Genomic DNA, 24,428 nt, shown 5'->3' with positions numbered 1-24,428 from the left:
CTCAAATATTATTTAATTTGGTCGCAAACTATAACATTGGTGAAAAAATAACTCAAATATTTGTACTACGTTACTGTTCGCATTGCAGGTATTGGTTGCTCACGTTCACGCTGCGGCGCCCGTGGGGCATTATAATTCCGTTCCTGTTCAATAAAGAACCCAAAACGACTCTTATTCGGTTTTAATTTTGGACTATCTGAAACAGCGTCTTTGAGATTATTAAATAATTTAACATGCCTTGGGGTATAGAGATGCAATGCGCTTAATAAAGACAGGATGCACCGTAAAAGCCAGGAAGCGTCAAATCGGTTTAAGGACTTTTTGGCTAACAGGGCAGTTCTGAATCTCATCGACATGACTTCGGTTTTGATTGTATTCAGGCGGGCATTAATATCAATTGATTTATCCTTTGCCAAATCATGTAATGGGCGAATACAATTGGCTTTTATGGCACGTGTCTCTTCATTTTCATAAGGAGATGACTTCGCTTTTCTGAAATAGACATTAAATTGTTCTAGGGCGGCAATAACATTTTCAAGTTGGACATATTTCTTGATATTCTGCTGTTGGAATAACTTAATCTTTGCGTCCAGCGCTTGATTAATCACTGCTTTGATGTCAGCCTGAGAAGAAGCCAGGTCATCACAAATAATTTCATTTTTACATTCCTGCAGGAAAGCACACAGATTATCGCTATAATCATTATTAACATGGATAAAATCAGTAATCCGGCTCGTAATTGCCTGCAAGCGTTTATCAAAAAAGCGGCTGGCATAATCCATAACATATTTCTTATTCTGATCAACCTGTTTACCCTTGGCTTCCTGAAGGTAGTTTTGCCTTTGCTCCGCTATTTGTAATTTGAGATCCTGCGTTTTTCCCTTTCCACGATAAGCTGCTGCTGTTAACGTAGCCAGCTGCCTGATGTTATGGACGGGCAGGGTTTCAGCAATATGTTTTTGGATAGTCTCATCGAGCTTTGGATCAGGCGTTTCAATTTTTACCCCATTAAGCAAGTTTTTTTGCTCAACCAACATCGGGAGCGCTTTGCTATAAGCCTCCACTAATTGCTTGACAGCCTGTTCCTGGGCGTTTTGGGTCGTAAACCAGGTACTAGGTGCAAAAAGGCTTATGTTGTGTTTTTTATCATAGTTGTTAATGGCTGCTTCCAAATTGGCTAATATAACGGTTTTTTCAGCAATTTCGTCTTTTTCCCGCTTTGCCTCACTATGACGTATGTTACTGGCTTCTTCACGCTTGTGCAGATGAGTCAGGTCGGTAATTAAACCCACATGAATGGCAGAACTTAAATCAAGCGGCTCAAGCAATCCCTGATACATTGAATCCAGAATTAACTTCATTGGGTCAGATAAAAGTCCTGTCTGAAGGCCAACCTGCTCTTCCCAGCGATCTGTTTCCAGCAAAATCCGGGTGAACAGGTTCTTTTTGATATCATGTAAATGAGCTTTAACGGCCTTATTAGACGTTGTACTGAATTCGCCGATTTTGGCCTTTAGTTCCAGAAACAGTTTGTACATCTTTGGCGATTTAAGCAATAACAGGAAAGATGAGTCAGATTTACGGATTATATCCTCGATATCCAGAACCGTTTTCTTACTGCGATCGCGAATTTGCTGCAGTTTTTCTTCCGGTATTGGTTTTTGTTCATTTAATGCAGCGATATGCTCTGGCACCAGCATTAATGCCTGCAGTGAATACCAGATTGCAGAATATTGCACTGCTCCTGCTCTTGAACTGACTTCGCTTGAATCAACGGTATACGCTTCACTTTGGTCTACTACCGTATTTTTAAACCGCAGGGCTTTGTCTATTAAATCACTGACTAATGACCTGCTATGAGGATCCTGGTATAGCGCTCTACACAGGTCAATCAGGTTATCGACATTGGCATAAACATTAAACAGGCGCCATACATATCCGGTTTGCGAATAGTTTGCAATCAGGCCTCTATGTAATGCTTCAAAGTTATCAACTGCCTGTTCGATATTATATAAGGCATTAAAAAGCCGTTTGATATTAATAACCTGTTCCGGTTGCTCAAGCGCTTTGGCATTATTACTCAATTCAGGATAGGGTATACCCTGGTCTGCCGTTGCTAAAAGTGCCTGCATTTGCGGGGTTAGCGCATTTGTCAGGTTTTGCAGGGACTGACGGAATTCTTTAATTGATTTTGCGTAATGCGATTCAGTCATGGCGGTACTTTGTTCAGAAATTAACGGGCGCTGAGTCACTGATGCAATATATTTGTTAGTTTTTAGTGCTGAAAACAAACGCTCTCTATGTTGTGAGAAATGTCGTGCTACTTTGAGCGTTTGGGCCAGATTTATCGTTGGGCGGCTGTACCTGTCTGCTGGCGCTATATCAGCATTAATCCAGGACAGGACTTCACTGGCTGTTATCTGCGTGCGGTAAGGCAGCCTGGTCTGGCCAGGCTCATGGATAAGATTGTCTCTGATCCTTTGATCCAGTGCTTCCCGCTCAGGGTTTTTCAGCACTGACAGATAAGGCTGAATAATTTTATATTGCTCAAGCAGGCGTTTTTTTTGAGCATTGTCAGCACGATAAAGGGAGCCGCTGAGTGATGTCAATTCGCCCACAAAGGCCGCGAGGACTTTTTCTGCTTCTGCCAGCGTTGCTGTTCTGCCTTGATACCAGCTGAATAAAGCCGATGCTTGTTCATAAGTTAATTCATCATGAGTCACTACCAGAGCAGATGCTTTCAGCGTGGGGTTGATTTGAACATTGGTTGTGATAATTTGGCAAAAATCTTTCTCGGGATCGCGTTTTTTCAGTATTTCTTCTTCATTGAAATCCAAAGAATAGGCACAGGTATTTATCGGGTTAATGGACAGTTCTGCATTCTGATAAATATTGTTTATTAAGTTTTGTTCAATCTTAATGTGGAAATCGCAAGTTGCTATTTCGCTGGCAAGAGTATTTTCTATACTGGGAATCGGCTTTTCTCTCAAGGCGGGGGGAAGGTGATGTGCCTGTTCCTGAATCTTTTGCAAAAGCAATTTCTGATAAGCCTCCAGTGTTAAACTGTGTTGGGAGGCCTTTTGATTATAGTGCTGCAGTTTGACCTGGTCCTCGCTTTTAATTGCTTTTTCCACTTCGTCAAGTTCAAGAATAAGAGCAACAAACTGCTTCAGCGCTTTCTGACTGACTTTCCATTCGTGCTTGCGGATGGTGTAGTGGGCAATGCGTTCACGGATTTTTGCGATACGCAAATCAAGGAATTTTCTATCCTCAATGGTCGTAAGTTCTATCCCTTTTTTATCAAACTCGACAAATTTACCAGTATAATGAATCAATAGCTTATAAAGCGAGCGCATTTGATGCATTATGGGTTCAGAAACCATTCCCGGTTTTAATAGTGCTTCATCTTCAATTTTGTCCAGTATTTCAAATAATTGGGGCAGCAGACTATATTTTATTTCAGCAAGTTGTGCGCGTACCGCATCCTGCGTGGCATCAGTCAGAAAATTGGTCTGTTGCAGGATACTGGTCGATAGAATAACGGTATTGCGGATAATATCGATATAATTACCGAATTTATAAGAATTAAAAAAATTAATGGTTTTTATTTCATTCAGCGCAACTGACAGCTTAAGCGCTGCATTGCGCAGTTCTTCCTGTCTTTCTGCGCCAAGAACGGCAGTCAGTTCATTTTCTCTGGGTTGTCCAGCCGTATTATTTTCGTTAGCCTGGGTGCCGGATAGAGCACTTTGTTGAGAGTTTTCATCCTGTTTTTTGCGTCCGGTGTACTCATCTACAATATCTGTAGCCTGCTTAATATAATTACTTAACTCACCACAGAAAGAGGCAAGAAAATCATAATCGACATTTCCACTACTGGGTCGCATTTGATCAACCGTAATTCCGGCTATTGTACCAGCCTGGTGGCTATATTCTTTTAATCGATCTTCCAGTTTTTTTGCTGGTTCCAGGTTGGTGGGGGTCGGTGCGGGTTCATTTGCTAATTGTGGCGCATTTGCCGGGGCTGAAGCAGTGACTGTTTCGGACGCTTTTTTATCTTTTTGGGTATATCGCTTGATAAATTCCAGCGCTTTTTTCAATTGCGAACCGTCTTTAGCTGTTTGATCTTTCTGGCTCTTCCCATACTCAATCGCCATTTCCTGTATTACCTTGAAAAACTGGGTCAGGGCTGCTGCTTCAGTATTGAATATTGCCATTAAATCAATATCAAGATTAGCGAGCAGATGGCTGGCAGTGTAGGCTTGCTCAATCACTTCAGACCAGATTTTCTTTGCACTTTGCCATTTACCGCTCAGTGAGTTTAATTCAAGGCCTTCAAGTTTTTGAAACGTTAATTCGGCGTGGTAGAGTGCATTAACAAACTGTTTGATTTGAATAACCTGTTTGGGTTCGCATTCGAAATTTTTAAACGGGCCGTGCTGGTCAGGGATTTGACCCCGTTTGGCAATCAGGCGCAAAATGTCTGTTGTATAAGGCGTCAGCTGTATTAGTGTTAACGGGGCAATCGTAGTACAGCCTAATTCTTCCTGTTCAATTACACCTTGATCGCAGGAATTTACAATTTGTATAATTTCGGATTTGGTCGTTTCGGAGTGCAAGATAAGCGTGTATTCTTCTACTTGCAATACGTCCTTATCTGCTTCCTCCTGTTCAGGCTCTATACCCTGATTATTTTCGTCATTATCGGATTCTTCGCTTTCGGGGGCCGAATCGGTTTCAGTTGCTGCATCAGTAAGGACGGTATCAGTTCTTGCCGGAATTGGTTCTTCTGCAACAGAGTGTTCTCCGGTGGGCGTGCTATTTTTTGATTTCGATTCTTCAACCACTGGTCTATAAATCGTATAAAACAGTTTTCCCTCTTTAAGTTCAAAAAGAATTTTTTTGGGCCCTGGTTCCATGGTGCCTTCTACGCCGATTTCATAATTATATGCATTGAAATAAGGCTTGATCTCGGCGGTGAGATAATCATCAATAATACTGGTAGTTACACTCTCACGGATTCCTCTCAGGAAAACAGATATCTGATGTTCTTTAAAGGATTTTAATATTTCAATATATTGACCAAGCATAGTGATTAACCTACCCATATAAAGCTATCGGCTGCATGCTGATATAAATCAATCATACAAGCTTTTTATTAAGCAAATATTAACTTTTTGACTGTTATACAGGAATTTCTTATACAGGACAAACGTAGAGCCGTAACTCGGATTGCAATGACAGGTTTCCCTGGCTCTGCAGAATGGTTTTTGAGTATACTTGCCGGATATTTTCCTGATCTGGGAGCAATAAATGTCAAAATGGCACACCATAGCAGATGTCAGACGTGAATATGGCGACTTAACATTGAGCGAGGAGCAGGCGGACGCCGATCCCTTTATGCAATTCAGGCAGTGGTTCGAAGAGATTCTTGCGGTGGATAAATTTGATCCGACAGCCATGGTGCTATCTACCGTTGATGAGCGCGGTTTCCCGGATTCCAGGGTTGTGTTGTTAAAGGGAATGGAAAATGAAAGTTTTGTCTTTTATACCAATTATGAAAGTACCAAAGCAATTCAATTACGTCATACGCCCTATGCGGCGGTAAATTTTTACTGGCCGGAAATGTCTCGCCAGATAAGAATACGCGGCCGGGTAAAGAAAGCCAGCGCCCGGCAATCTGATGCCTATTTTATGAGCCGGCCTCTGGAAAGCCAAATCAGTGCAATTGCTTCTCCCCAGTCTCGTCAGATTGAAAGCCGGGTAGCGTTGGAACAGGCATTTAATGAGTTGGTAAAAGAATATGGCCAAAAAGCAATCGTGCGGCCAAAAACGTGGGGCGGTTACCAGATTTTGCCGGATGAAATTGAATTCTGGCAGGGCCGAAATAACCGCTTGCATGACCGTATCCACTACTTCAAACAGGGCGGCAAATGGACTCACCGCAGGTTGGCACCTTAATTGCAAATAAGTTTTTATCATCAAATGAAAACAAAGATATCAGATTCTGTGAACAAATTTAAATCTTTGCGAACGAGGTGAAGCCGCCCGCAAAGTCATGTAGCAGTGCTAAAAGTTTTCATTTTGATTTTAAATCTTTCTTTTTAACTATTTTGTCAAGAAATAGTAAAAAATTGATTCAGGCAAGCACAAGCCCTGACACAGGCGTAAAATGGAAGCTGTAGAAGTATTAAACAGCTCCTTTTTCGAGTCAGATGCTTCTTAAATGGGTCATAAATTATTTCATTTACAGGCGCTAGAAGAGGATACGATCATGAACGACACAACTGAAATTTTATCACATTTAAAATTACGTTTAAATATTGAACACCCTGATTTGGAAGATTGTTACATAGACGGTTATGAGAGTGCAGTGGCAGAGCTGGATGAAGAAGCGAATCCTTTTTCTGCAGGTACTAGTGAATATAATCAATGGCAAGAAGGCTGGTGGGCTGGCTTCTATGGTGAAGAACCACTGTTTACGCTGGCTGGAAAAGAAACCATGGCGGAAACGTCAGAGGCAGAAGCGGACGCGAGCGGCGCGGCAAATGACAGTGATTACCATTCTGTCTTCTATGGCAATTTTTTCACTACCTTTTTGAAAATTACCGGTGCACTGGCCGCAACGGCGGTGGTGGGGTACCAGGTTCTGGATTTGGTAGCCTAGTATCTAAAACCGCTAGCGTTCTGTAATGATATGGTAAGTTGGGTCGTTTAGACCCAACTCCTTATTTAAAAATCTTTAACACCATACTACGCATTCGCGCCAATTCCTGCGGATTAAATTCCTTATAAACGGTGCTTCCAATATTAAGGCAAACCGTCACTTGTTCGCCAATCCCTTTGAGTAAATCAACCCCGGTAAGACGCAGAATATCTATAGATTGGGAAATGTCGCGCGCCCATTGATCAAGATGCGGCATTTCAGTAAAAACCGGTAAGAAATAGTGGCCATTCTCGTGTAAATATAAAACCTCCGGATCAGCGGGATCAGAATTTTTATCTACCGGGATAATAAAATTGGCTTTGATAAATTCCAGATAGGCTTTATTTGCCTCCTGATTACTGCCTGATAAATCAAGTGCTTGCTTTACCGCGTGTTCAAGACTATTCATACATAAATACCAGTGTTAAATAGCAATTATACTCAAGGACGCTGCCCGGCTACAATCTTTCGCGAAGTCTTTTTTGAGAAAAATTTGAACAAACAAGAGTAATTATGATTAAAATATCCGCAGTTAGAGGTATACAGCTCAAAAGAAAAGTGCTAAGTTCTGATTTTGCAGGTAAACGCACCCGGGTTCTTCTTAGGGGCACTGCCATTAAGTTAAGAAAATGCGTCATCCCCGCGAAGGCGGGGATCCATCCATCAAACAAGGTAAAGAACCAACTTGAGAAATGGATTCCCGCCTTCGCGGGAATGACAGAATCCTTAACTTAATGGCAGTGCTTCTTAGGGGCTCCAGGGATGTTTATTTAAATACAAAGAGAGATGCATAGTGATAAGCAGTGAACTTATGAAAAATAAAATCGTTACGTCAGAAAATGACGAAAATAGCAAAACACAACGATTGGCTTTTGCATGGTTGGTCTGGGGATTGGCTACTGCCTTCTATTTTTCTGATTACCTTGCCCGTGTTGCTCCTGGCGTCATGCATCGCAGTTTGCAAATCGATTTTGGCATTAATGAAGTTGGCTTTGGCATTCTGACTGCTTCATTTTATGTTCCGTATATTATTATGCAGATTCCTGTCGGTCTGACTGTTGATCGTTTAAGTATTCGGGCAATTCTTACCGTCATGTCGCTGGTTACTGCTTTTGGCTGCGTCGTTTTTGGACTGGCTGACGGCTTGCTTATGGCCTCAGTAGGCCGGATGCTGATTGGGTTCAGTGCGGCGTTTGCCTTTGTCAGTTCATTGCGTCTGGCTACGTCATGGTTCCCGCCAGCCATGCTCGGCTTGCTTGCCGGCTTGACACAAGCTCTGGGTATGTTGGGCGCTGCGGCAGGTGAAGCGCCGGTATCTTTCCTGGTCGCGAAAGTTGGCTGGCGGCACAGTATGTTGATTATCGCATTTTTGTTTATCGCACTGGCAGGCTTATTATATCAGTTTGTTCAGGATAAACCCGGAAGCAAACGGCGGGAAATCCATACCGAAAACCATGTCAGTATCCTGCGCAGCCTCCGCATTGTTCTCTCTCATCGCCAGACCTGGATAAATGCGTTATATGCCGGCTTTCTATTTGGCCCAACAGCAGTAATTGGTGAAGCAATCGGTCCTGCTTATTTGCAATTTGGCCGTGGTTTATCAGCTCATAGCGCTGCTTGCGCCACTGGATTGATTTTTATAGGCTGGGGAATTAGCGGCCCTTTATCTGGCTGGCTTTCTGATCGCATGGGCTACCGTAAGCCATTGATGATCGTTTCTGCGCTTTGCGGGGTTCTGCTGACCAGTATTTTCGTCTTTTACCCTTCTTTTGGCACATGGACAGCGTATTGCATATTTTTTATGTTTGGCCTGACCAATACCGGAGTCGGTATTGCTTATGCGGTTTCAACCGAAATTCATCCCAGGAATGTGATTGGAACATCAATTGCATTCACCAATATGCTTTCAATTCTTATCGGCGCGTCATTGCAACCAATAGTTGGCTGGTTAGTTGACCTGACTGCGGGGGGACGGGCCTATAATGTCGAATCATTGCTGCTTGGCGACTTTCAGGCCGGCCTGAAGCTTCTGCCGCTATGCTCACTGATTGCTTTAATCCTGGCCTTAGCCGTTAAAGAAACTCACTGCAAGCCATTAAATGAGGCACAATAACAGACATGGAGCCTTGATGCCGCGCAGCGTAATCAAGGTTCCATTTTCTATTACCTCTATGAATTTTTTATAATTCTTTGCCAGTTTGCCAATCTCATGCTTTAATAAATGCAATATCTTTCTGTCTCTGTATGCCAGTGCGGAAAGATGAGACTAAACTGGAGAGAATAATGAAAAAATTTGTAGGGTTAGTAGTCATTCTGGCTGCGTTGATCCTGGGCAGCTATTATGGAATGGGGATTGCCACTGAACGCACAGTGAAAGCAAACCTGGACAGAGTTAATCAATCAAAAGGCGTTTTTGTCAATGTGACTGATTATAAACGAGGCTGGTTTACCTCTACCGCAACGCTTGATTGGAAATTTCAGGTTCCAGAGCATGTTGTGAAAACAGCTAATGGCCAATCACAGACTGTGCCTGCTCAAGAATATCAAATGCCAATGGCTTTAACGATTTATCATGGCCCCGTAATTTTCGCGAATAATACCGTGAAATTTGGTATGGGTTATGCTCACACCGATCTCGCATTGCCAGCACAATACAATCAACAGTTTGGCGAGCATTTTAGCCCTGATTCAACCAAGCCTGAGCTGGATTTAAGCCTGTTCGTAAGCTATTTGAATAACAGTACTATTGAGACAGCGATACCGGCATTTAAACTGATTGCCAAAGAGGGCAACGGCCAGTTTGAATGGTTAGGATTTAATAGTAATGTCAGCGTATCTTCAAACCAGGACAAGATCAAAGGCGATGCACTTATTGATGGCATTCAGTTTTCCAAAGACACCGTAAAAGGTGTGGTTGGCGAAATTACAACGGAATACGATATGCATCGTGTTGCCGATAATATGTATCTCGGTGATTTTAACCTGAGCTTCCCGTCACTTGTTATCAACGACAAAGATCAAAAAGTCTTTGAGCTGGATAATCTTGCAATGCAAACCAGCAGCGATATCGAAAACGGCTTGTTTAATTCCCATTTCCAAATGAGTCTGGACACAGTCTTTGCTCACGGCAAAACGTATGGACCCGGTTCTGTTGAGATGGCATTACGTAATCTGGATGGCGATGTATTAATCAGCATCAATAATCAGGCTCAACAATTACAGGGCAGCGAGCAGCAACAACAGCAGGCGATTCTGGCTCTTATCCCTGAAATTCCCAAACTGTTTAGCAAGGGAGCTGAGTTTGAAATATCAACGTTAACTTTCAAAATGCCGCAAGGTACAATTGAAGGCAATATGTTGGTTTCCTTACCACAAGGCGATAATTCCAATCCATTCGAAATGCTTCAGAAGATTCACGGTAATGGAAAATTACAGATTCCTGCTGAAGTGGTTAAACAAGTATTGGATACAACCAATCAGCAACGAATTACAGCCCAGCAAGCGCAGCAGGCTCAGCAAGCACCTGCCGATGGCAGCAGTGCGGCTACCCCTGATTCTGCACCGCAAGTAAGTCAGATGACCAGCGCACAATTGGCTGCAATGACTCAGTCAGGACTTATTGTGCAACAGGGTAGTGATTATGTGATTGAGCTTAACCTTGACCAGGGTAAACTGTCAGTTAATGGTCAACCGTTTAACCCTGCAATGGTTAAATTTTAATTTTCTACGTACCGCGGCTTGCCCGCGGTATCGATAATTCATAATATTTGTCACCGAATCTGACAAGTAAAATTTTAAAAAAGTTTACTTGTCAGGAATTGTCCAATTGGGTAAGATGCTTGTTTTTAAAGGAGGAGTTAACAAGAATGGCAACAATTAATGAAGCTGGCGATACTACTGCATCACTGGCAGCCAGTGTAACACAGGCAGTACAAAAGTATTTTGCTGAGCTAAAAGGGGCTGATCCTGTTGATCTTTACCAGTTTGTTCTTGAAGAGATCGAAACACCCTTATTCCGTGCGGTAATGGAACACTGCAAATACAATCAATCACGTGCAGCAGTTATGCTTGGCATTAGCCGTGGCACATTACGAACCAAACTGCGCCGTTATTTTGATGATAAATACGTAGGTTCACGCGATTAAGATTAAAGTAGGTTGGGTCGGTACGACCCAACACGCTTTTTTTCACATCCCACAGTTAACGTGGAAAACACTGTCCCGCAGCATAATTATACGAATTTCCGCCTTCTGCAAAATGATTCATACATAACCATTCCAGAGCTGTTCTTCTAGTCGAATAACATTGTTTCGATAACAATGCCAAGCGGTCATCGCCAGGATAGAATTTGGAAAAAGTACTGAAAGCAATGACACATGCTGAGTTAGCGGTAATTCCCCTGGTATTAACATGCTGTTGCTGCATAATTCGTGCTGCGGGCGCCGTACGAAAACAACGCTTCATAGCCTGTTGCTCAGGAACATGCAATTTTAATTGTTGTTGCTCCATACACAGCCACTCCTGAGCATTATGGTTCATTAGTTTGCAGTCAATTGGGTGGCCATGTACGTGCCGGTTACCCAGTTGCTGAATATAATGCTGGCATTGTTGAAAGGCTTTGGTTTCATCATTAATATGACTGCTTGTCACTGACGCAGTCGTCACCGCATAAAGCGCTACATTCCATAAGCTTGCGCAGATAAGTAAAATTTTTTTATTCATTATAATTCCCCCTTAACTTCAGGAGCTATCAGTGTAAAATAAAAAAACACTATTTACAAATTATCTTCTAGGAATGCTGTCATTCCCGTGAAGTCGGGAATCCATGTCTCAAATTAGTTGAGTAGCCTTGATGCAGCGAAGCGTAATCAAGGTTTCAATCGCGCGTTTAGTCACTGATGCCTTGCAAGTTCAGAGCGGGTAAGCCCTTTCCTTTAAAGGAAAGGGCTTACCGGAGAGATGTTAATGGTTCTTACTCTTTTATTCAACAAAACCTATCGAGAGAGTTTGGAGAGAGTAAGAATGGAAAGTTATAAGGCATCAAAACGTGCTGTGGCTGGCTCTTCAATGGACTCTTCCAGATTATGTGGCGCAGGGGTGTCGGGTCCATTCGATAATGAAAACAAGGCACAGCGATTTCGCCCGGGCTGTGATGCAGGATCATCAAATATAACAAGCTCGCCGCATATGTCGTCAGTATTAAAATCCGTACTCATACAAAAATCAGGTTTAGGAAACATCGTTATAGCGCTTTCGAACAGGAAGGGAGCAGCAGGAGGTAAATTCCAGTTAAAATCTACCGGCGATGTTATGGCAGACATCTGTTCAGACTGTACTTGCCTGGCTGGATTTGGATAGCTTTTCCCCATTAATTCGAAAGCGGGCTTGTCAAAATCAGTGCCAAAAATTTTTTCAGCATCGCCAATTGATAATTGATGTATTTTGGCGAATTTTAAATTGTGCGTACTACTCCCTTGCTGAAAACTAATGCCAAGTAAATTAATATAGTAGATTAATGTTTCACCGGATATCGATAATTTTTGACCGGCTACACGGGCATTATGGTTGTTTCGGATGGTGCTATGTAATTTTCTTAATGAAACCTTTTTTAAAGATTCTGGTACGTATTTTTCGGTTCTTCGAGTCTTCTTTGGCATTTAATTTCTCTCTGCGTACAAAATTATTTCGCATATTATAACGAACTCAACTTAAGAAAAAATTAAATGGCAGGACAGGCCGTCCTGTACGCTTTGTGCAGGACATTTTCTGTAGGTTGGGTCGTTTTGACCCAACATCAGCGCCGAAATCAAGGCGATTATTTTAATAAATACTCAAAAACCCCAATCAATGTCTCTTTAGCATTAACCGGCTTTTGGCAGGAACGCCAGGCTACATGGCCGTCTGGTCTGACGAGTACAGCGCCGTGTTGATCAATTTCATACATTGCCAGCCAATTGCCTTGCGGGTCTTGCAACTCCCCGTTGGGGCCGATGCGATAGCAGGTCAGCGGGCAGTTTGTTAATGCGGCTGCTGCCTCTTGCCAATCGCGGTCTTGATCGCTGCAAAGTAAAACAAACTCCTTGTCAAACAAGTCCAGGGTAGACAGATTTTGACCATCCTTTTGCAGGGTATAGTGAGGTGCGCGGCTTCCAGGATAGGTTGATGGCTGGTAACGGTCGGTATTTTCTTCTGGTGCCTGCGTGTTTTCCGGCAATAAAGCGCCTTGCTCATAACGAAAGCCAATATCCCGGCCAATTTGATTTAAGTGCTCGTTTTGTTCTTCCAACGCTTCAGTAAGCGTTCGATAATCCTGTTCATAAATGGCAGTGAAAATACGATTAAACCGCATGGCGTTTTTTGTGCTCCACTGAATATTGGAAAAGGCGACTGGCGCCCGTTCGCTAAAATAGCTATCCAGCAGCTTTTCATCTGCATAACCGTGAATAACTGCAGCCAGCTTCCAGGCCAGATTATGGGCATCCTGAATACCGGTATTCATTCCCAGGCCGCCTGTAGGCGGCAAGCGATGAGCCGCATCGCCTGCTAACAGGATGCGATTATGGCGGTATTCGCTGGCAATTAAGGCGGCCATAGTCCAGAATGCCTTGTTAATCAGCTTCACATCGATGCTGTCATCAGCAATTAGCTTTTTAACATAATTAATGCAGAACTCGTCAGTAAAACTCTCTTTTGTCAAACCGTCATCGCCATCAAAACGCACACCAACCAGCCATCTGCGCTGACCGTCTTTGGTCAGCATGGAAGTGCCTGTAATATCAGAGCGGGTAAACATAAAACCAACGCTTGGACGGTCAGCAAGGTATTTTGATAAATCCATTTCGCAATAAATATTGCAGAACTTACCCAAATTATCCTTTCCTTCCATCGTGATATTCAGCGCCTGGCGAATGGAGCTCGACGCTCCATCAGCGGCGATTAAATAATCTGATTCAATGACGCATTCCTGCTTATTTTCTGGATTGATAACATGAGTAATAACCGATTGCCCTTTGTCTTCAAAACGGCTCATTTTGGTATTGAAATGACAACTTATCTGCGGATATTGCCGAGCTGCTTCAAGCAATTCCTGTTCAACCCAATCCTGTGAAATCATTGCCATCGTTGTCGGGCTGATATTTTCAGGTTGTGGTTTGGCAATAACCCGGGTTAATTCCTTTCCTTGTAAAGACTCCAACCAGATAAAGCGGTGAGCTTCTGCGGGCAGTTGATATTGCCGTACGGCTTTTTCCACGCCCCAGGCGCGCAATATTTCCATAGTACGGATGTTAATGCCGCGCGCTTTGGGATGATTGGTCGTAGAGGGATGTTTTTCAACAATAATGCATTCAATTCCCTGTCTTGCTAGGCCGATAGCCATGCTTAAACCTACAGGGCCCGCGCCAACAATCATTACCTGCGTTCTGGTTTTGATCGACATTTTATTGTTTTTTGTGTTTAGGTTGGTCATTACGTTCCTTGTATGGATACCGCGGACAAGCCGCGGCACGTAGGTTATAGCGCGTTTAAGTATCTACTATTCTTCAAACATTGAACTGACTGATTCTTCCACATTAACCCGTTTAATAGCCTGCGCAAGCATTTCCGCGAGACTGACAACTCTGATTTTTTGACATTTTTTCGCTGCTTCCGAAAGCGGGATCGTATCAGTAACAACGACTTCATCCAGCGCTGAATGAATTATATTGTCTACAGCCGGGCCTGAAAGAACCGGATGAGTGATATAGGCGCGGACGCTGGCGGCGCCTTTGAGCTTTAGTTGTTGTGCAGCCGAGCATAATGTGCCAGCGGTATCAACGATATCATCAACTATCAGGCAGTGCCGGCCGGCAGGTTCGCCAATAATATGCATAACCTCGGATTTATTCGGGCCGCTGCGGCGTTTATCGATAATTGATAATTCGGCGTCATTTAAACGTTTCGCCATTGCCCGCGCCCGTACGACGCCGCCTACATCAGGCGATACCACCATCAGATTAGGCAGATTCTGTAAAATAATATCTTCCAGCAGGATAGGGGTTGAATAAACGTTATCAACCGGCATATAGAAAAAACCCTGGATTTGATCTGCATGCAGATCCACAGTCAACACCCGGCAGATCCCGACAGAAGCCATCATATCGGCAACAACTTTTGCGGTGATTGGCACACGTGCAGAGCGGACTCGCCTATCCTGGCGAGCATAACCAAAGTAGGGAACTACGGCGGTGATCCGGCCAGCAGATGAGCGGCGCAAGGCATCAGCCATAGTTAATAATTCCATCAGATTGTCATTGGTTGGCGCGCAGGTTGATTGTGTAATGAATACGTCTTTTCCACGTACATTTTCAAGGATTTCAACCATCGTTTCACCGTCGCTGAATTTACCGACAGTCGCCTGGCCAATAGGCAGTTCAAGATGAGAAGCAATATTAAGAGCAAGTTCCGGATTAGCATTACCGGTAAAGATCATCATTGTTGACATGTGTAAAAAGCCTTTGATTTGGGTTAATCACCTTAAACACATAGCAGAAGACAGCTAGAAAGATATAATTATTATTTGAGCGATCCGTACAACGCATCCTTCCCAGATATCTTCTGCCGTCTGTTTACTTGAATCAACAAGAAAATGGCTGGGGTGCTAGGATTCGAACCTAGGTATGCAGGGATCAAAACCCTGTGCCTTACCACTTGGCGACACCCCAATAAGCTGTAGATTCTCTATTATTAATCATCCTTGAAAAACATCGCTGAATCACGCTGCAATGTGCTGCGTATTTTGCAGATAAATGGGCTTGATGTCAACGATGTTTTTAATTTTTTTTATACTTTCCAGCGTTTGATAACTAACTTGATAAATACGCCATTGCCCTGCAGCCGTATTTGCGCCGGTAAAACAAAGCCGGCGTATTGGTTGTAGCTTAAATATTCAATGGTATAACCCGATTGTCTTAATATTTTAAGATTGTTATTGGCATCGCGCTGGGCTGACTGGACTGAACCAGGAGCCGGAATCCCGCGAACCCAATAATAGAGGTTACTGACTGGTAAACGGATACCGCCTTCTTTTTGCAGGATGGCATCGGCGCTTTTTGAACTGGCTGTTTTAGGACCGTCACGATAAGTTACAACCCCACCGCTTTTTGCGACCATAACGGTCCCGCTGCCCAAGGGGCCAAATAATCGGATCTGATAATTGTTTGCACCTTGTTGCAGCCAGTTAATAGAAGCGCTCCAGGCTTTGTTTTTGCTGCGGCCTGCAATGGCGCCTGATAAATCCCAGGAACCAGGGGTTCTAGCGGACGCTTTCGCGCTAGCGGTCTGCGCCTGCTTTTGTTTTTGATCTTTAGTATCTGGTGTCGCTTCAGAAGCAGCAGTAACGCTGGTAATCTGTTGTTTGGGCGGCGCAATATCGGCAGGCTCAACAGGGGGTTTAGGTGCGCACGCAGTTAATAAAACGACGGAAGAAAGGCAAAATGATTTTATTAAATTCATTACACTATCCTTGTTTGGCATGTTGTATTTTGATCATTCCTGTGGCCTTGACTTCCTATTGTAATATCAAGGTTGATTTTTCATGAGAATAGTTTTTTTTATTACAATACGCTAGACTCGAACAACTTGCAATCATCAGAATATATTATGAAACATCGAGCAGTTTACCCTGGTACTTTTGACCCAGTGACCAATGGCCATGTTGATATAATCACCCGTGCGGCCAAAATATTTCCTGAACTGATTATCGCAGTTGCGAGTAATGAAATGAAGCAGCCCTATTTTCCATTGGAAACCCGAATTGAATTAATCAGGAAAGCGATTGGCGATCTGCCGGGCGTCACTGTGCTTGGGTTTAATACCTTATTGATGGATTTTGTGAAGCAGCAGAACGCAGGTATTATTCTTCGTGGTTTAAGGGCAGTGAATGATTTTGAGTATGAATTCCAACTCGCGGGAATGAATCGGAAATTGTCTAAAGACATTGAAACACTGTTTCTGACGCCTTCTGAAGATTTAATGTTTATCTCTTCCTCTCTGGTACGGGAAATTGCCAGTTTCAATGGTAGTGTTAGTCAGTTCGTACCAGCTTGTGTTGCTGAAGCATTGCTACAGAGGAAGGGGGGTTATGTTGCGTAAAGCCGCGTTACTTGCCTTAATTTGTCTTATCAGTTCTATGGGTTATGCCCAATCAGCTGTTCTGGCGGAAAAGCCGCCCGGCTATGCTGTCGCCAGCGCGCATCCTCTGGCTACCCAGGCAGGGCTTGAGATCCTTGCTGCCGGCGGCAATGCGTTTGATGCCGCAGTTGCTGTGAGCGCGGCTCTGGCTGTTGTCGAACCTTACCACTCCGGTTTGGGCGGCGGTGGTTTTTGGTTACTGCATAATGCTGGAACTAAAGAGAATATCGTAGTTGATGGCCGGGAAGTTGCACCTCTGGCAGCAAGCCAGGATATGTTTCTGGATAAAAACGGTGATCCGGTTCCTGGTTTGTCGCTTAATGGCGGCCTGGCAGCGGGAATTCCGGGTGAGCCGGCAGCGCTGGTTTATATTGCCGGCCATTATGGCCGATTACCGCTTTCCGCTTCTCTGGCACCGGCAATCCGGCTTGCAGAGCAGGGCTTTTTGGTGGATGAGCAATTCATTTATTTTTGTCAGATGATGGATAGGCTCGAGATCCTCAAACGCTATCCCGCAAGCAGCGCCTCCTATTTGAATAACGGCAAGGTTTATAAACCTGGTGAGCGTTTACGCCAGCCTGATTTGGCAAAGACGCTAAAACGTCTGGCAGAACAAGGGCAGAAGGGTTTTTATCAGGGAGAAACGGCACAGCAACTGGTGAAAGGAAACCGTGATGCCGGAGGGATCTGGACCTTAAACGATTTGGCTCGTTATCAGGTCAAAATCAGAGAGCCGCTGCAAGGCGCATACCATAATATGCTGATCATTACTGTACCACCGCCGTCCGCGGGCGGTACCATGCTGATTATGATGTTAAATATGCTGGCGAATTATCCGTTAACAACTTTTTCCCGAGTGCAATATGTTCATTATCTGGTAGAGGTGATGCGCCTTGCTTTCTGGCAAAGCAATCAAACAATGGCTGATCCCGGTTTTGTCAAGATCCCATTGTCCAAGTTATTGTCTGCTGGTTATGCCAAAGGATTAACGCATTTGATTAATCCTGATAAAGCGACGCCAAGCAGCAAACTGAGTACTGCGCCTATGCCGGCTGGTGCTGGCAATACCACTCATATAGCCATTCTGGATCAGGAAGGCAACCGGGTATCAGCAACTATGAGCGTCAATTATATTTTTGGTTCTGGCGTTGTGGCAGCAGGTACAGGGGTGTTGCTCAATGATCATATGGATGATTTTGCGGTTAAACCAGGCGTTAAAAACGTATTCGGTGTTGTCGGCAGTCAATTGAATGCGATTGCCCCTGGCAAACGGCCGTTATCTAATATGACACCGACATTTCTGGAAATGCCAGGCCGGCTTGCTATTGTCGGTACGCCGGGCGGTAGCCGAATTCCGACCATGGTTTTACTCGCCAGCTTATGGTTTAACGATTATTCGGGGGCGATTACCATGGTATCCGGTATGCGTTTTCATCATCAGTATCTGCCCGATGTAATTCAGTTTGAGCCTGATACTTTTTCTGACGGGTTGCAGACTCAACTGCGGGCTATGGGATATCAGCTAATGGCCTTAAAGCAGTATTATGGCGATATGCAGGCTATCAGCTGGGATAAAAAACTGAATGTGATTACCGCTGCTTCTGATCCGCGCCGCATGGGGCTTGCTACGGTTGTTTCCGTTAACCCGGAAGGGTATGGGGTAAATCATTAACTGGTAATGGATTACCCTCTGCCAGCTCTTTTATAACCTGATGGACCCGGTTAACCAGTTCTTCTTTGTTTTCCAGAGTGTACTGCGAAGCATCGATTGGTTGACCGATATGAAGTTCAGCGACCTGATTCAGGTTTAATTGCATGGTGCGGGCGGGAAGAATCTCATAGGCGCCGCGGATTCCCAGCGGGATAATAGTTGCCTTGGCTTGAATGGCGGTAATAAATCCTCCCTTTTTAAATGGAGCCAGTTTGCCGTCTTTGGAGCGGGTTCCTTCGGGAGCTATCCATAAAATAATACCGCTTTCCATCAACTTTCGGGCATATTCAAGATCTTTAATGGCCTGTATTCGGTTTCTGCGATCAATAAATGCAAATTCCGCTGCTGTCATGCCTTTCCCCATCAACGGGATACGGGACAGTTCTTTTTTGGCAAGCATACGGATAGAGTGATTTGGAAATGCTTTAAAGCTGAGCGGAATATCATAAAGGCTGGCATGGTTACACATAATAATAGTTGCCTGGCCAGGTTGCGGTTGGACATTATAGGGGTTCACCACTTTGCAGGTAACGCCAATTAAATTCAGCAGCCGATCGACCCAACGATGGATAGTTTTATCAACCCACTTACGGTTTGTTTTACCAGTATATCCTCGAATAATCGATTGAATACACGAATTGGCAGTGTATAGCACTGATATCAATGTAATTAAACGAGTACGGGATCGGCTTATTTTCATAATTGTTCACAACACAAAACAAAATTAAATCAGGATCATACTCCATGCAGTTAACTTTGGACAGTATTCGTGGATCTTTCTTAAATTAATGGCAAGAATGGCTGGCAAGTCGGGCAGTATGCCGAAGCACGGCCGGTTATTCGGGTCATTTCAATTACAGATGCGCATTGAAAACAGGGCTGGTTGTTTCGGCCATATACTTGCAGGCTTTGGGCAAAGTAACCCGGTTTTCCATCCAGCACATAGAAGTCTTTTAAGGTGGTACCTCCTGCTTTAATCGCTTCCTTAAGTACCTGCCGGATGATAGTAACCAGCCGTTGCAGCTCATTACTCGTCAATGTCGAAGCGGCGCGCAGGGGATGGATGCCTGCCCGGTAAAGGCTTTCGGTTGCGTAAATATTCCCGACTCCCACCACAATGTGATTATTCATAATGAATGATTTGACGTTGGTTTTTTTTCGTACAGCCTGCCGGGATAAATAGTCGTCATTAAATTCATCTGACAAAGGTTCAGGGCCAAGATTTTTTATTAACGGGTGCAAATCAGGGTTGTCTTGCAGATAAAGCCATAAGCCAAAACGTCTGGGATCATTATAGCGAAGGATTTTCCCGTTGGATAATATCATATCAATATGATCATGTTTGCCAGGGGCAACCGGATTGGATAACAATCTTAAGTGGCCTGACATCCCCAAATGAATTAATACACAACCTTGAGTCAGATAAATCAACAGGTATTTCGAACGGCGCGAGATGTGCCTGATTTGCTGCCCCGGCGCAGACAGGCTCAAGTCATCGGGTACAGGCTGGCGTAATCCGGCATTGCGGACAATAATCTGTTTAATAGTCTGCTTCAGCAAGCAGGGAGCGACAGCAAGACGGGTCGTTTCAACTTCAGGTAATTCAGGCATAAGGCAACATCTTATTTTTTATCATGATCTTTGTGTTCAATCACACGGCCTTCGTGTTTCTCTTCGGGAGGAGGAGGAAACAGGTAATCCTTGATAAGAGCGGCAAACCAAAGCACGCCGCCAATAAAAATACCCCAGATTAACACGTAGGAAAACATAATGAACAAACCAATTAGCATGGCAATAGCAATACCCATGATTAAAAAGGGAACTAAACTCTGGATTATCTGCTGCAATTTGCCATTCATATGATCACGTCCTGGTAACAAATTCAAATTTATCTCACTATATAAAAATTATTGCCTACAATAAGCCGGTATGCAATGTTTTTATGTACGATAAAACTCGAGATAAACCACAAACCTTGTATAAAATGTGATATCATATAAAAGTAATGATTAATAAAGGGGAACAGTCCATGCTTTTTGGCATTTTAAACCTGTCATTTTGGGGATATGTGATTGCAACAGTCATTTTAACCCAAATTACTATTGCTGCGGTAACAATCTATTTGCATCGCTGCCAAACTCACAGGGCATTGACGCTACATCCTCTGATCAGCCATTTTTTTCGTTTCTGGTTATGGTTAACTACTGGTATGGTGACTGCGGAATGGGTTGCAATTCACCGAAAACATCATGCCACTACTGATATTGAAGGCGACCCGCATAGCCCCAAAGTTCTGGGGATAAAAAAAGTTTTCTGGCAAGGCGCCGAATTATATCGCGATGCTGCAAAAGACCGGGAGATGATCGCCAAATATTCCCATGGAACACCGAATGACTGGCTTGAGCGCAATGTTTATTCCCGCTTTAGCTCCAAGGGCATTTTGATCATGTTCCTGCTTAATCTGGTCTTGTTTGGTATTCCTGGCATCTCTATCTGGGCAATTCAAATGTTATGGATCCCGCTGCATGCAGCAGGCGTTATCAATGGTATCGGCCATCATTGGGGCTATCGTAATTTTGAATGCCATGACGCTGCGACCAACATTATTCCATGGGCATTCTGGATTGGCGGCGAAGAGTTGCATAATAACCACCATACATTTGCCTCATCAGCCAAATTTTCTGTGAAATGGTGGGAGTTTGATATAGGCTGGCTGTATATCCGCTGTTTATCTTTTCTCGGTCTTGCCAAGGTCAAAAAATTACCGCCCAAACTTGCTATGGAAGAAGGCAAGCTGCATGTTGATATCGATACCGTTAAAGCGGTGATCAGCAATCGTTTTCAGGTAATGTCCTTTTATTACAAACGAGTAATCCGCCCTATTCTGAAGCGTGAAAAACAGGTAGTAACCGATGTTGGCGATAAGGCTGAGCGAAAATTGTTTCAACGTGCAGGCCGCTTGTTACGTTTGCAGGATAATTTGCTTTCACCGCGTGCGCGTACTCGTCTGCAGGCATTACTGGATTGCCGCGAGCAGTTACGCATCGTATATAATTATCGGCAATCACTGCAAAATATCTGGCTTAAAACAGCTTCATCGCAAAAAGAACTGGTAGAAGCCCTGCAGCAATGGTGCCGCCAGGCTGAAGAATCCGGTCTGGATGTGCTGCATCAGTTTGCTCAACAGATTAAAGGCTTTGTTCCAAAACCTGTTAAAGTGTAATTCATATCTACATGCCGCGGCTTGTCTGCGGCATTCATAAATTCCCCTGACAAAGTTTCTGCAAATTCTCCAGGCAAAAATCCCAAGGCAATGCTATATTAAATCGGTTGTAGTGAATTTAATTGACTTTATTCAATTTTTGCTTTGTAGTAAGACTACCGGTAACAGAACAACGAGGTTAATTTTATGGATAGAATGACCGCTGTAGTGACAGGAGGTACTGGGGGAATTGGCACAGCTATTTGCCGCCGTCTGGCTGGACAATATCAGGTTGTAGCATGTTATTTCAAAGATGGTAATCATGACGAGGCAAAACGTTGGCAGGCAGAACAACGTGCTGCTGGTTATGATATTGATATTGTTTATGCTGATATCTCCAAATTTGAAGATTGTGAAAAAATGACCGCTTTAGTATTAGAGCGCTATGGTCATATTGATATTCTGGTTAATAATGCCGGCATAACTGCGGATACCAGTCTCAGAAAGATGACTTCGCAGCAATGGCAGCAGGTAATCGATGCCAATTTAACCAGCGCGTTTAACGTAACCCGCAATATTTTATCTACCATGATTGACAGAAATTACGGCCGTATTATCAGTATTTCCTCAATCAATGGCCGCAAGGGGCAGTTTGGTCAATGTAATTATGCTTCAACCAAGGCCGCGCTCTATGGATTTACCAAAAGCCTTGCTCTGGAAGTGGCAAATAAGGGAATTACCGTCAATACGATCTCTCCCGGTTATATTGAAACGCCTATGCTGGCTGCTGTAAAAGAAGACGTATTAAAAGGGATCATCGCAAATATACCTGTCGGACGGTTAGGACGGCCTGAAGAAGTGGCTGATGTAGTCGCTTTTCTGGCAGCGCCGGATGCCGGGTTTATTACTGGTGCCAATATTGACATTAACGGCGGCCAATACATGTAATTGACCGTTTACTCAGGATAAAATCATGCCAAATGATAAAATTGCGTTAATTACAGGCGGTACAGGCGATATCGGCACCGCGGTCGCTAAACAGTTAAGCCCATTGTATGGCCATGTAATCGCTCTTGATGTGGTTGCCGGCAATCAGGGAAACTTATGGCAATCAGAGCTTAATGAGCAAGGTTATGCCAATGTCAGATTCCAGCATATGGATGTGACCAACTTTGATGAGTGCGAGCGGGTTGTTAAAACCATATTGAACGAGTTTGGCCGCATTGATACATTGATTAATAATGCCGGTATAACCCGCGATGCGGTGTTTAACAAGATGACCAAGCAGCAATGGGATGAAGTGCTGAGGGTAAATCTTGACGGAATGTTTAATGTAACCAGGCAGGTTGTTGAAGCAATGCGTAACCAGCAGCATGGCCGCATTGTCAATGTCTCATCGGTGAATGCTCAGAAAGGCCAGTTTTCGCAAGCCAATTATGCTGCTTCAAAAGCAGGCGTATACGGTTTTACCAAAAGCCTTGCGCAAGAGTTGATGGCAAAAAATATTACAGTAAACAGTATATCGCCGGGTTATGTAAACACTCGCCTGATGAAAGGAATAAGGCCAGATATCCTGCAATCGATTATTGAACTGATACCTGCCAAGCGTTTGGCAGAGCCAGAAGAAATTGCCTGGGCAATTGAGTTTTTAATAAGCGATAAAAGCCGTTACCTTACTGGCGCTAACCTGAGTATTAACGGCGGTTTGCATATGTATTAAATCGCTGTATTATTTCCCTACATACCGCGGCTTGTCCGCGGTACTTGCAGGCATAACCTGAGAGTTTTATGAAACCACGATTAATAAAAAAATATAAGAATCGCCGCTTGTACGATACTGAAATTAGCCAATACATTACGGTTGAAGAATTACAGCGCTATGTGCTTGAGCAAATACCATTCCGTGTGGAAGATGCTGCAACTGAGGCTGATATCACGTCAGCTACGCTGCTGCAGATTTTTGTTGATATGGAAAATGGTCCAAGTAAATTTTTTACTGCCGATATGTTAAGGCAGTTGATTATTGCCGCTCATCATCCCATGCACCAGGCATTTAAAAGCGGTCTGGAAGGGTTATTTAATATGATGGAAAAATCAACTCATACTAATCCGTATAAACAGGCAACCGACGCCTGGCAGCAACAAATGGATACGATTACCAAACAATGGCAGAACCTTTTTAAGTTCAAATAATGGTGCACTGCAAAAAAAATATTATAAACGCTTGACAAACAGGTACGGAACGGCCTAATCTAATATTGTGCAATGCAACATTACGCGGAGACTGCCATGGACCACATTAATTTTGAAAAACTGACTGAGATGGGTAAAAAAGCGCAAGAACCTTTTCAAGAGCTTGCCGCCCTGGGTGTTCAAACATTACAAAATATTAATTACGTTAAACCCGGCGATGTCAAAAGCCCGGAAGAGCTGGTGGAGCAACAAATTAAAGTTGCGGTAGAGAATGGCCATCTGGCGCTTGATTATCTGCAAAAATCTTTCCGTATTGTGGAAAAAGCGATGCTATCTGCAGTTCAGGACGTTAAGAAAAAAACTGAAGCCAAGCATTAAAAACGAAGGTTGGGCCGGAAACGGCCCAACCTGTTTTCAGGATATCGCATTTCTCATTTATTAAGTAT

Annotated in this window: 22 protein-coding genes and 1 tRNA gene; 12 read left to right on the top strand and 11 right to left on the bottom strand. The window is 43.7% G+C overall.

Annotation, left to right across the window (positions count from 1 at the left end):
• Nucleotides 1-65: 65 nt before the first annotated feature.
• The gene (locus ACFORL_RS07195; protein WP_382342544.1) at nucleotides 66-5,090 is read right to left on the bottom strand and encodes a hypothetical protein; all 5,025 of its coding nucleotides are present in this window, start codon (nucleotides 5,088-5,090) and stop codon (nucleotides 66-68) included.
• Nucleotides 5,091-5,313: 223 nt separating this feature from the next.
• Here ACFORL_RS07195 and pdxH point away from each other — a divergent pair, with 223 nt between their 5' ends.
• Both pdxH and ACFORL_RS07185 read left to right on the top strand, forming a co-directional pair.
• Nucleotides 5,314-5,961, top strand: a complete 648-nt coding sequence (gene pdxH / locus ACFORL_RS07190) for a pyridoxamine 5'-phosphate oxidase (protein WP_382342542.1) — start codon at nucleotides 5,314-5,316, stop codon at nucleotides 5,959-5,961.
• A gap of 313 nt (nucleotides 5,962-6,274) precedes the next feature.
• Entirely contained in the window at nucleotides 6,275-6,667 is a 393-nt protein-coding gene (locus ACFORL_RS07185; RefSeq protein WP_382342540.1) for a transmission trait enhancer LetE, read from the top strand.
• Nucleotides 6,668-6,728: 61 nt separating this feature from the next.
• On the opposite strand, the gene ACFORL_RS07180 is transcribed toward ACFORL_RS07185, so the two are convergent.
• Nucleotides 6,729-7,115 carry an SseB family protein gene (locus ACFORL_RS07180; protein ID WP_382342538.1) on the bottom strand — a complete coding sequence of 129 codons (387 nt, stop codon included), beginning with the start codon at nucleotides 7,113-7,115 and terminating at the stop codon, nucleotides 6,729-6,731.
• A 402-nt stretch (nucleotides 7,116-7,517) separates the two neighbouring features.
• On the opposite strand from ACFORL_RS07180, the gene ACFORL_RS07175 reads away from it, so the two are divergent.
• The 3 genes from ACFORL_RS07175 (at nucleotide 7,518) to ACFORL_RS07165 (ending at nucleotide 10,851) form a co-directional block, all read left to right on the top strand.
• A complete protein-coding gene (locus ACFORL_RS07175) occupies nucleotides 7,518-8,819 on the top strand; it encodes an MFS transporter (RefSeq protein WP_382342536.1) in 1,302 nt (433 codons plus the stop codon).
• A 170-nt stretch (nucleotides 8,820-8,989) separates the two neighbouring features.
• Nucleotides 8,990-10,426: a YdgA family protein gene (locus ACFORL_RS07170; protein WP_382342534.1), complete on the top strand. Its 1,437-nt coding sequence runs from the start codon at nucleotides 8,990-8,992 to the stop codon at nucleotides 10,424-10,426.
• Nucleotides 10,427-10,572: 146 nt separating this feature from the next.
• The gene (locus ACFORL_RS07165) at nucleotides 10,573-10,851 is read left to right on the top strand and encodes a helix-turn-helix domain-containing protein (RefSeq protein ID WP_382342532.1); all 279 of its coding nucleotides are present in this window, start codon (nucleotides 10,573-10,575) and stop codon (nucleotides 10,849-10,851) included.
• Between the two features lie 55 nt (nucleotides 10,852-10,906).
• On the opposite strand, the gene ACFORL_RS07160 is transcribed toward ACFORL_RS07165, so the two are convergent.
• The 6 genes from ACFORL_RS07160 to lolB all read right to left on the bottom strand — a co-directional run bounded on the left by ACFORL_RS07160 (nucleotide 10,907) and on the right by lolB (nucleotide 16,198).
• Entirely contained in the window at nucleotides 10,907-11,428 is a 522-nt protein-coding gene (locus ACFORL_RS07160; RefSeq protein ID WP_382342530.1) for a hypothetical protein, read from the bottom strand.
• A gap of 308 nt (nucleotides 11,429-11,736) precedes the next feature.
• Nucleotides 11,737-12,363 (bottom strand): hypothetical protein, encoded by a 627-nt coding sequence (locus ACFORL_RS07155; RefSeq protein WP_382342528.1) that lies wholly within the window; start codon nucleotides 12,361-12,363, stop codon nucleotides 11,737-11,739.
• A gap of 158 nt (nucleotides 12,364-12,521) precedes the next feature.
• Entirely contained in the window at nucleotides 12,522-14,174 is a 1,653-nt protein-coding gene (locus tag ACFORL_RS07150; protein WP_382342526.1) for an FAD-dependent monooxygenase, read from the bottom strand.
• Nucleotides 14,175-14,240: 66 nt separating this feature from the next.
• Nucleotides 14,241-15,188 carry a ribose-phosphate pyrophosphokinase gene (locus ACFORL_RS07145; RefSeq protein WP_382342524.1) on the bottom strand — a complete coding sequence of 316 codons (948 nt, stop codon included), beginning with the start codon at nucleotides 15,186-15,188 and terminating at the stop codon, nucleotides 14,241-14,243.
• A 145-nt stretch (nucleotides 15,189-15,333) separates the two neighbouring features.
• Nucleotides 15,334-15,408: transfer RNA gene (locus tag ACFORL_RS07140), tRNA-Gln, on the bottom strand.
• A 118-nt stretch (nucleotides 15,409-15,526) separates the two neighbouring features.
• The gene (gene lolB, locus ACFORL_RS07135) at nucleotides 15,527-16,198 is read right to left on the bottom strand and encodes a lipoprotein insertase outer membrane protein LolB (protein ID WP_382342522.1); all 672 of its coding nucleotides are present in this window, start codon (nucleotides 16,196-16,198) and stop codon (nucleotides 15,527-15,529) included.
• Between the two features lie 147 nt (nucleotides 16,199-16,345).
• On the opposite strand from lolB, the gene coaD reads away from it, so the two are divergent.
• Together coaD and ggt are read left to right on the top strand one after the other, a co-directional pair.
• Entirely contained in the window at nucleotides 16,346-16,837 is a 492-nt protein-coding gene (coaD, locus tag ACFORL_RS07130) for a pantetheine-phosphate adenylyltransferase (RefSeq protein ID WP_382342520.1), read from the top strand.
• A complete protein-coding gene (gene ggt, locus ACFORL_RS07125) occupies nucleotides 16,827-18,548 on the top strand; it encodes a gamma-glutamyltransferase (protein ID WP_382342518.1) in 1,722 nt (573 codons plus the stop codon). Before coaD ends, ggt begins: the two co-directional genes overlap by 11 nt.
• Here the strand turns inward: ggt and ACFORL_RS07120 are convergent.
• The 3 genes from ACFORL_RS07120 to ACFORL_RS07110 all read right to left on the bottom strand — a co-directional run bounded on the left by ACFORL_RS07120 (nucleotide 18,517) and on the right by ACFORL_RS07110 (nucleotide 20,446).
• Nucleotides 18,517-19,287: a lysophospholipid acyltransferase family protein gene (locus tag ACFORL_RS07120; RefSeq protein ID WP_382342516.1), complete on the bottom strand. Its 771-nt coding sequence runs from the start codon at nucleotides 19,285-19,287 to the stop codon at nucleotides 18,517-18,519. The two genes, ggt and ACFORL_RS07120, sit on opposite strands and share 32 nt — an antisense overlap.
• An 80-nt stretch (nucleotides 19,288-19,367) precedes the next feature.
• Nucleotides 19,368-20,198, bottom strand: coding sequence for a bifunctional DNA-formamidopyrimidine glycosylase/DNA-(apurinic or apyrimidinic site) lyase (gene mutM / locus ACFORL_RS07115; RefSeq protein WP_382342514.1), 831 nt, complete (start codon nucleotides 20,196-20,198; stop codon nucleotides 19,368-19,370).
• Between the two features lie 11 nt (nucleotides 20,199-20,209).
• A complete protein-coding gene (locus tag ACFORL_RS07110; RefSeq protein WP_382342512.1) occupies nucleotides 20,210-20,446 on the bottom strand; it encodes a hypothetical protein in 237 nt (78 codons plus the stop codon).
• 170 nt (nucleotides 20,447-20,616) lie between these two features.
• Between ACFORL_RS07110 and ACFORL_RS07105 the strand changes: the two genes are divergently transcribed.
• The 5 genes from ACFORL_RS07105 to ACFORL_RS07085 all read left to right on the top strand — a co-directional run bounded on the left by ACFORL_RS07105 (nucleotide 20,617) and on the right by ACFORL_RS07085 (nucleotide 24,360).
• Nucleotides 20,617-21,810: a DesA family fatty acid desaturase gene (locus ACFORL_RS07105; protein WP_382342510.1), complete on the top strand. Its 1,194-nt coding sequence runs from the start codon at nucleotides 20,617-20,619 to the stop codon at nucleotides 21,808-21,810.
• A 186-nt stretch (nucleotides 21,811-21,996) separates the two neighbouring features.
• A complete protein-coding gene (gene phbB, locus ACFORL_RS07100; protein ID WP_382342509.1) occupies nucleotides 21,997-22,737 on the top strand; it encodes an acetoacetyl-CoA reductase in 741 nt (246 codons plus the stop codon).
• A 25-nt stretch (nucleotides 22,738-22,762) separates the two neighbouring features.
• Complete coding sequence (gene phbB / locus ACFORL_RS07095; protein WP_382342507.1) at nucleotides 22,763-23,509, top strand: acetoacetyl-CoA reductase; 747 nt, start codon at nucleotides 22,763-22,765, stop codon at nucleotides 23,507-23,509.
• 68 nt (nucleotides 23,510-23,577) lie between these two features.
• Nucleotides 23,578-23,982, top strand: coding sequence for a polyhydroxyalkanoate synthesis regulator DNA-binding domain-containing protein (locus tag ACFORL_RS07090; protein WP_382342505.1), 405 nt, complete (start codon nucleotides 23,578-23,580; stop codon nucleotides 23,980-23,982).
• Nucleotides 23,983-24,078: 96 nt separating this feature from the next.
• On the top strand, nucleotides 24,079-24,360 hold the full coding sequence (locus tag ACFORL_RS07085; RefSeq protein WP_382342503.1) for a phasin family protein: 282 nt from the start codon (nucleotides 24,079-24,081) through the stop codon (nucleotides 24,358-24,360).
• The last annotated feature ends 68 nt before the right edge of the window (nucleotides 24,361-24,428 follow it).

Origin of the sequence: Legionella dresdenensis, from assembly GCF_042649825.1 — a bacterium.
GTDB classification, from domain to species: domain Bacteria; phylum Pseudomonadota; class Gammaproteobacteria; order Legionellales; family Legionellaceae; genus Legionella_C; species Legionella_C dresdenensis.
This window is presented reverse-complemented; position numbering and strand designations above follow the sequence as displayed.

Bases quoted from the DNA above. Each gene is read 5' to 3' on its own strand.
- ACFORL_RS07195 (WP_382342544.1), bottom strand. From the start codon at position 5,090: ATGCTTGGTCAATATATTGAAATATTAAAATCCTTTAAAGAACATCAG.
- pdxH (WP_382342542.1), top strand. From the start codon at position 5,314: ATGTCAAAATGGCACACCATAGCAGATGTCAGACGTGAATATGGCGAC.
- ACFORL_RS07185 (WP_382342540.1), top strand. From the start codon at position 6,275: ATGAACGACACAACTGAAATTTTATCACATTTAAAATTACGTTTAAAT.
- ACFORL_RS07180 (WP_382342538.1), bottom strand. From the start codon at position 7,115: ATGAATAGTCTTGAACACGCGGTAAAGCAAGCACTTGATTTATCAGGC.
- ACFORL_RS07175 (WP_382342536.1), top strand. From the start codon at position 7,518: ATGAAAAATAAAATCGTTACGTCAGAAAATGACGAAAATAGCAAAACA.
- ACFORL_RS07170 (WP_382342534.1), top strand. From the start codon at position 8,990: ATGAAAAAATTTGTAGGGTTAGTAGTCATTCTGGCTGCGTTGATCCTG.
- ACFORL_RS07165 (WP_382342532.1), top strand. From the start codon at position 10,573: ATGGCAACAATTAATGAAGCTGGCGATACTACTGCATCACTGGCAGCC.
- ACFORL_RS07160 (WP_382342530.1), bottom strand. From the start codon at position 11,428: ATGAATAAAAAAATTTTACTTATCTGCGCAAGCTTATGGAATGTAGCG.
- ACFORL_RS07155 (WP_382342528.1), bottom strand. From the start codon at position 12,363: ATGCCAAAGAAGACTCGAAGAACCGAAAAATACGTACCAGAATCTTTA.
- ACFORL_RS07150 (WP_382342526.1), bottom strand. From the start codon at position 14,174: ATGACCAACCTAAACACAAAAAACAATAAAATGTCGATCAAAACCAGA.
- ACFORL_RS07145 (WP_382342524.1), bottom strand. From the start codon at position 15,188: ATGTCAACAATGATGATCTTTACCGGTAATGCTAATCCGGAACTTGCT.
- lolB (WP_382342522.1), bottom strand. From the start codon at position 16,198: ATGAATTTAATAAAATCATTTTGCCTTTCTTCCGTCGTTTTATTAACT.
- coaD (WP_382342520.1), top strand. From the start codon at position 16,346: ATGAAACATCGAGCAGTTTACCCTGGTACTTTTGACCCAGTGACCAAT.
- ggt (WP_382342518.1), top strand. From the start codon at position 16,827: ATGTTGCGTAAAGCCGCGTTACTTGCCTTAATTTGTCTTATCAGTTCT.
- ACFORL_RS07120 (WP_382342516.1), bottom strand. From the start codon at position 19,287: ATGAAAATAAGCCGATCCCGTACTCGTTTAATTACATTGATATCAGTG.
- mutM (WP_382342514.1), bottom strand. From the start codon at position 20,198: ATGCCTGAATTACCTGAAGTTGAAACGACCCGTCTTGCTGTCGCTCCC.
- ACFORL_RS07110 (WP_382342512.1), bottom strand. From the start codon at position 20,446: ATGAATGGCAAATTGCAGCAGATAATCCAGAGTTTAGTTCCCTTTTTA.
- ACFORL_RS07105 (WP_382342510.1), top strand. From the start codon at position 20,617: ATGCTTTTTGGCATTTTAAACCTGTCATTTTGGGGATATGTGATTGCA.
- phbB (WP_382342509.1), top strand. From the start codon at position 21,997: ATGGATAGAATGACCGCTGTAGTGACAGGAGGTACTGGGGGAATTGGC.
- phbB (WP_382342507.1), top strand. From the start codon at position 22,763: ATGCCAAATGATAAAATTGCGTTAATTACAGGCGGTACAGGCGATATC.
- ACFORL_RS07090 (WP_382342505.1), top strand. From the start codon at position 23,578: ATGAAACCACGATTAATAAAAAAATATAAGAATCGCCGCTTGTACGAT.
- ACFORL_RS07085 (WP_382342503.1), top strand. From the start codon at position 24,079: ATGGACCACATTAATTTTGAAAAACTGACTGAGATGGGTAAAAAAGCG.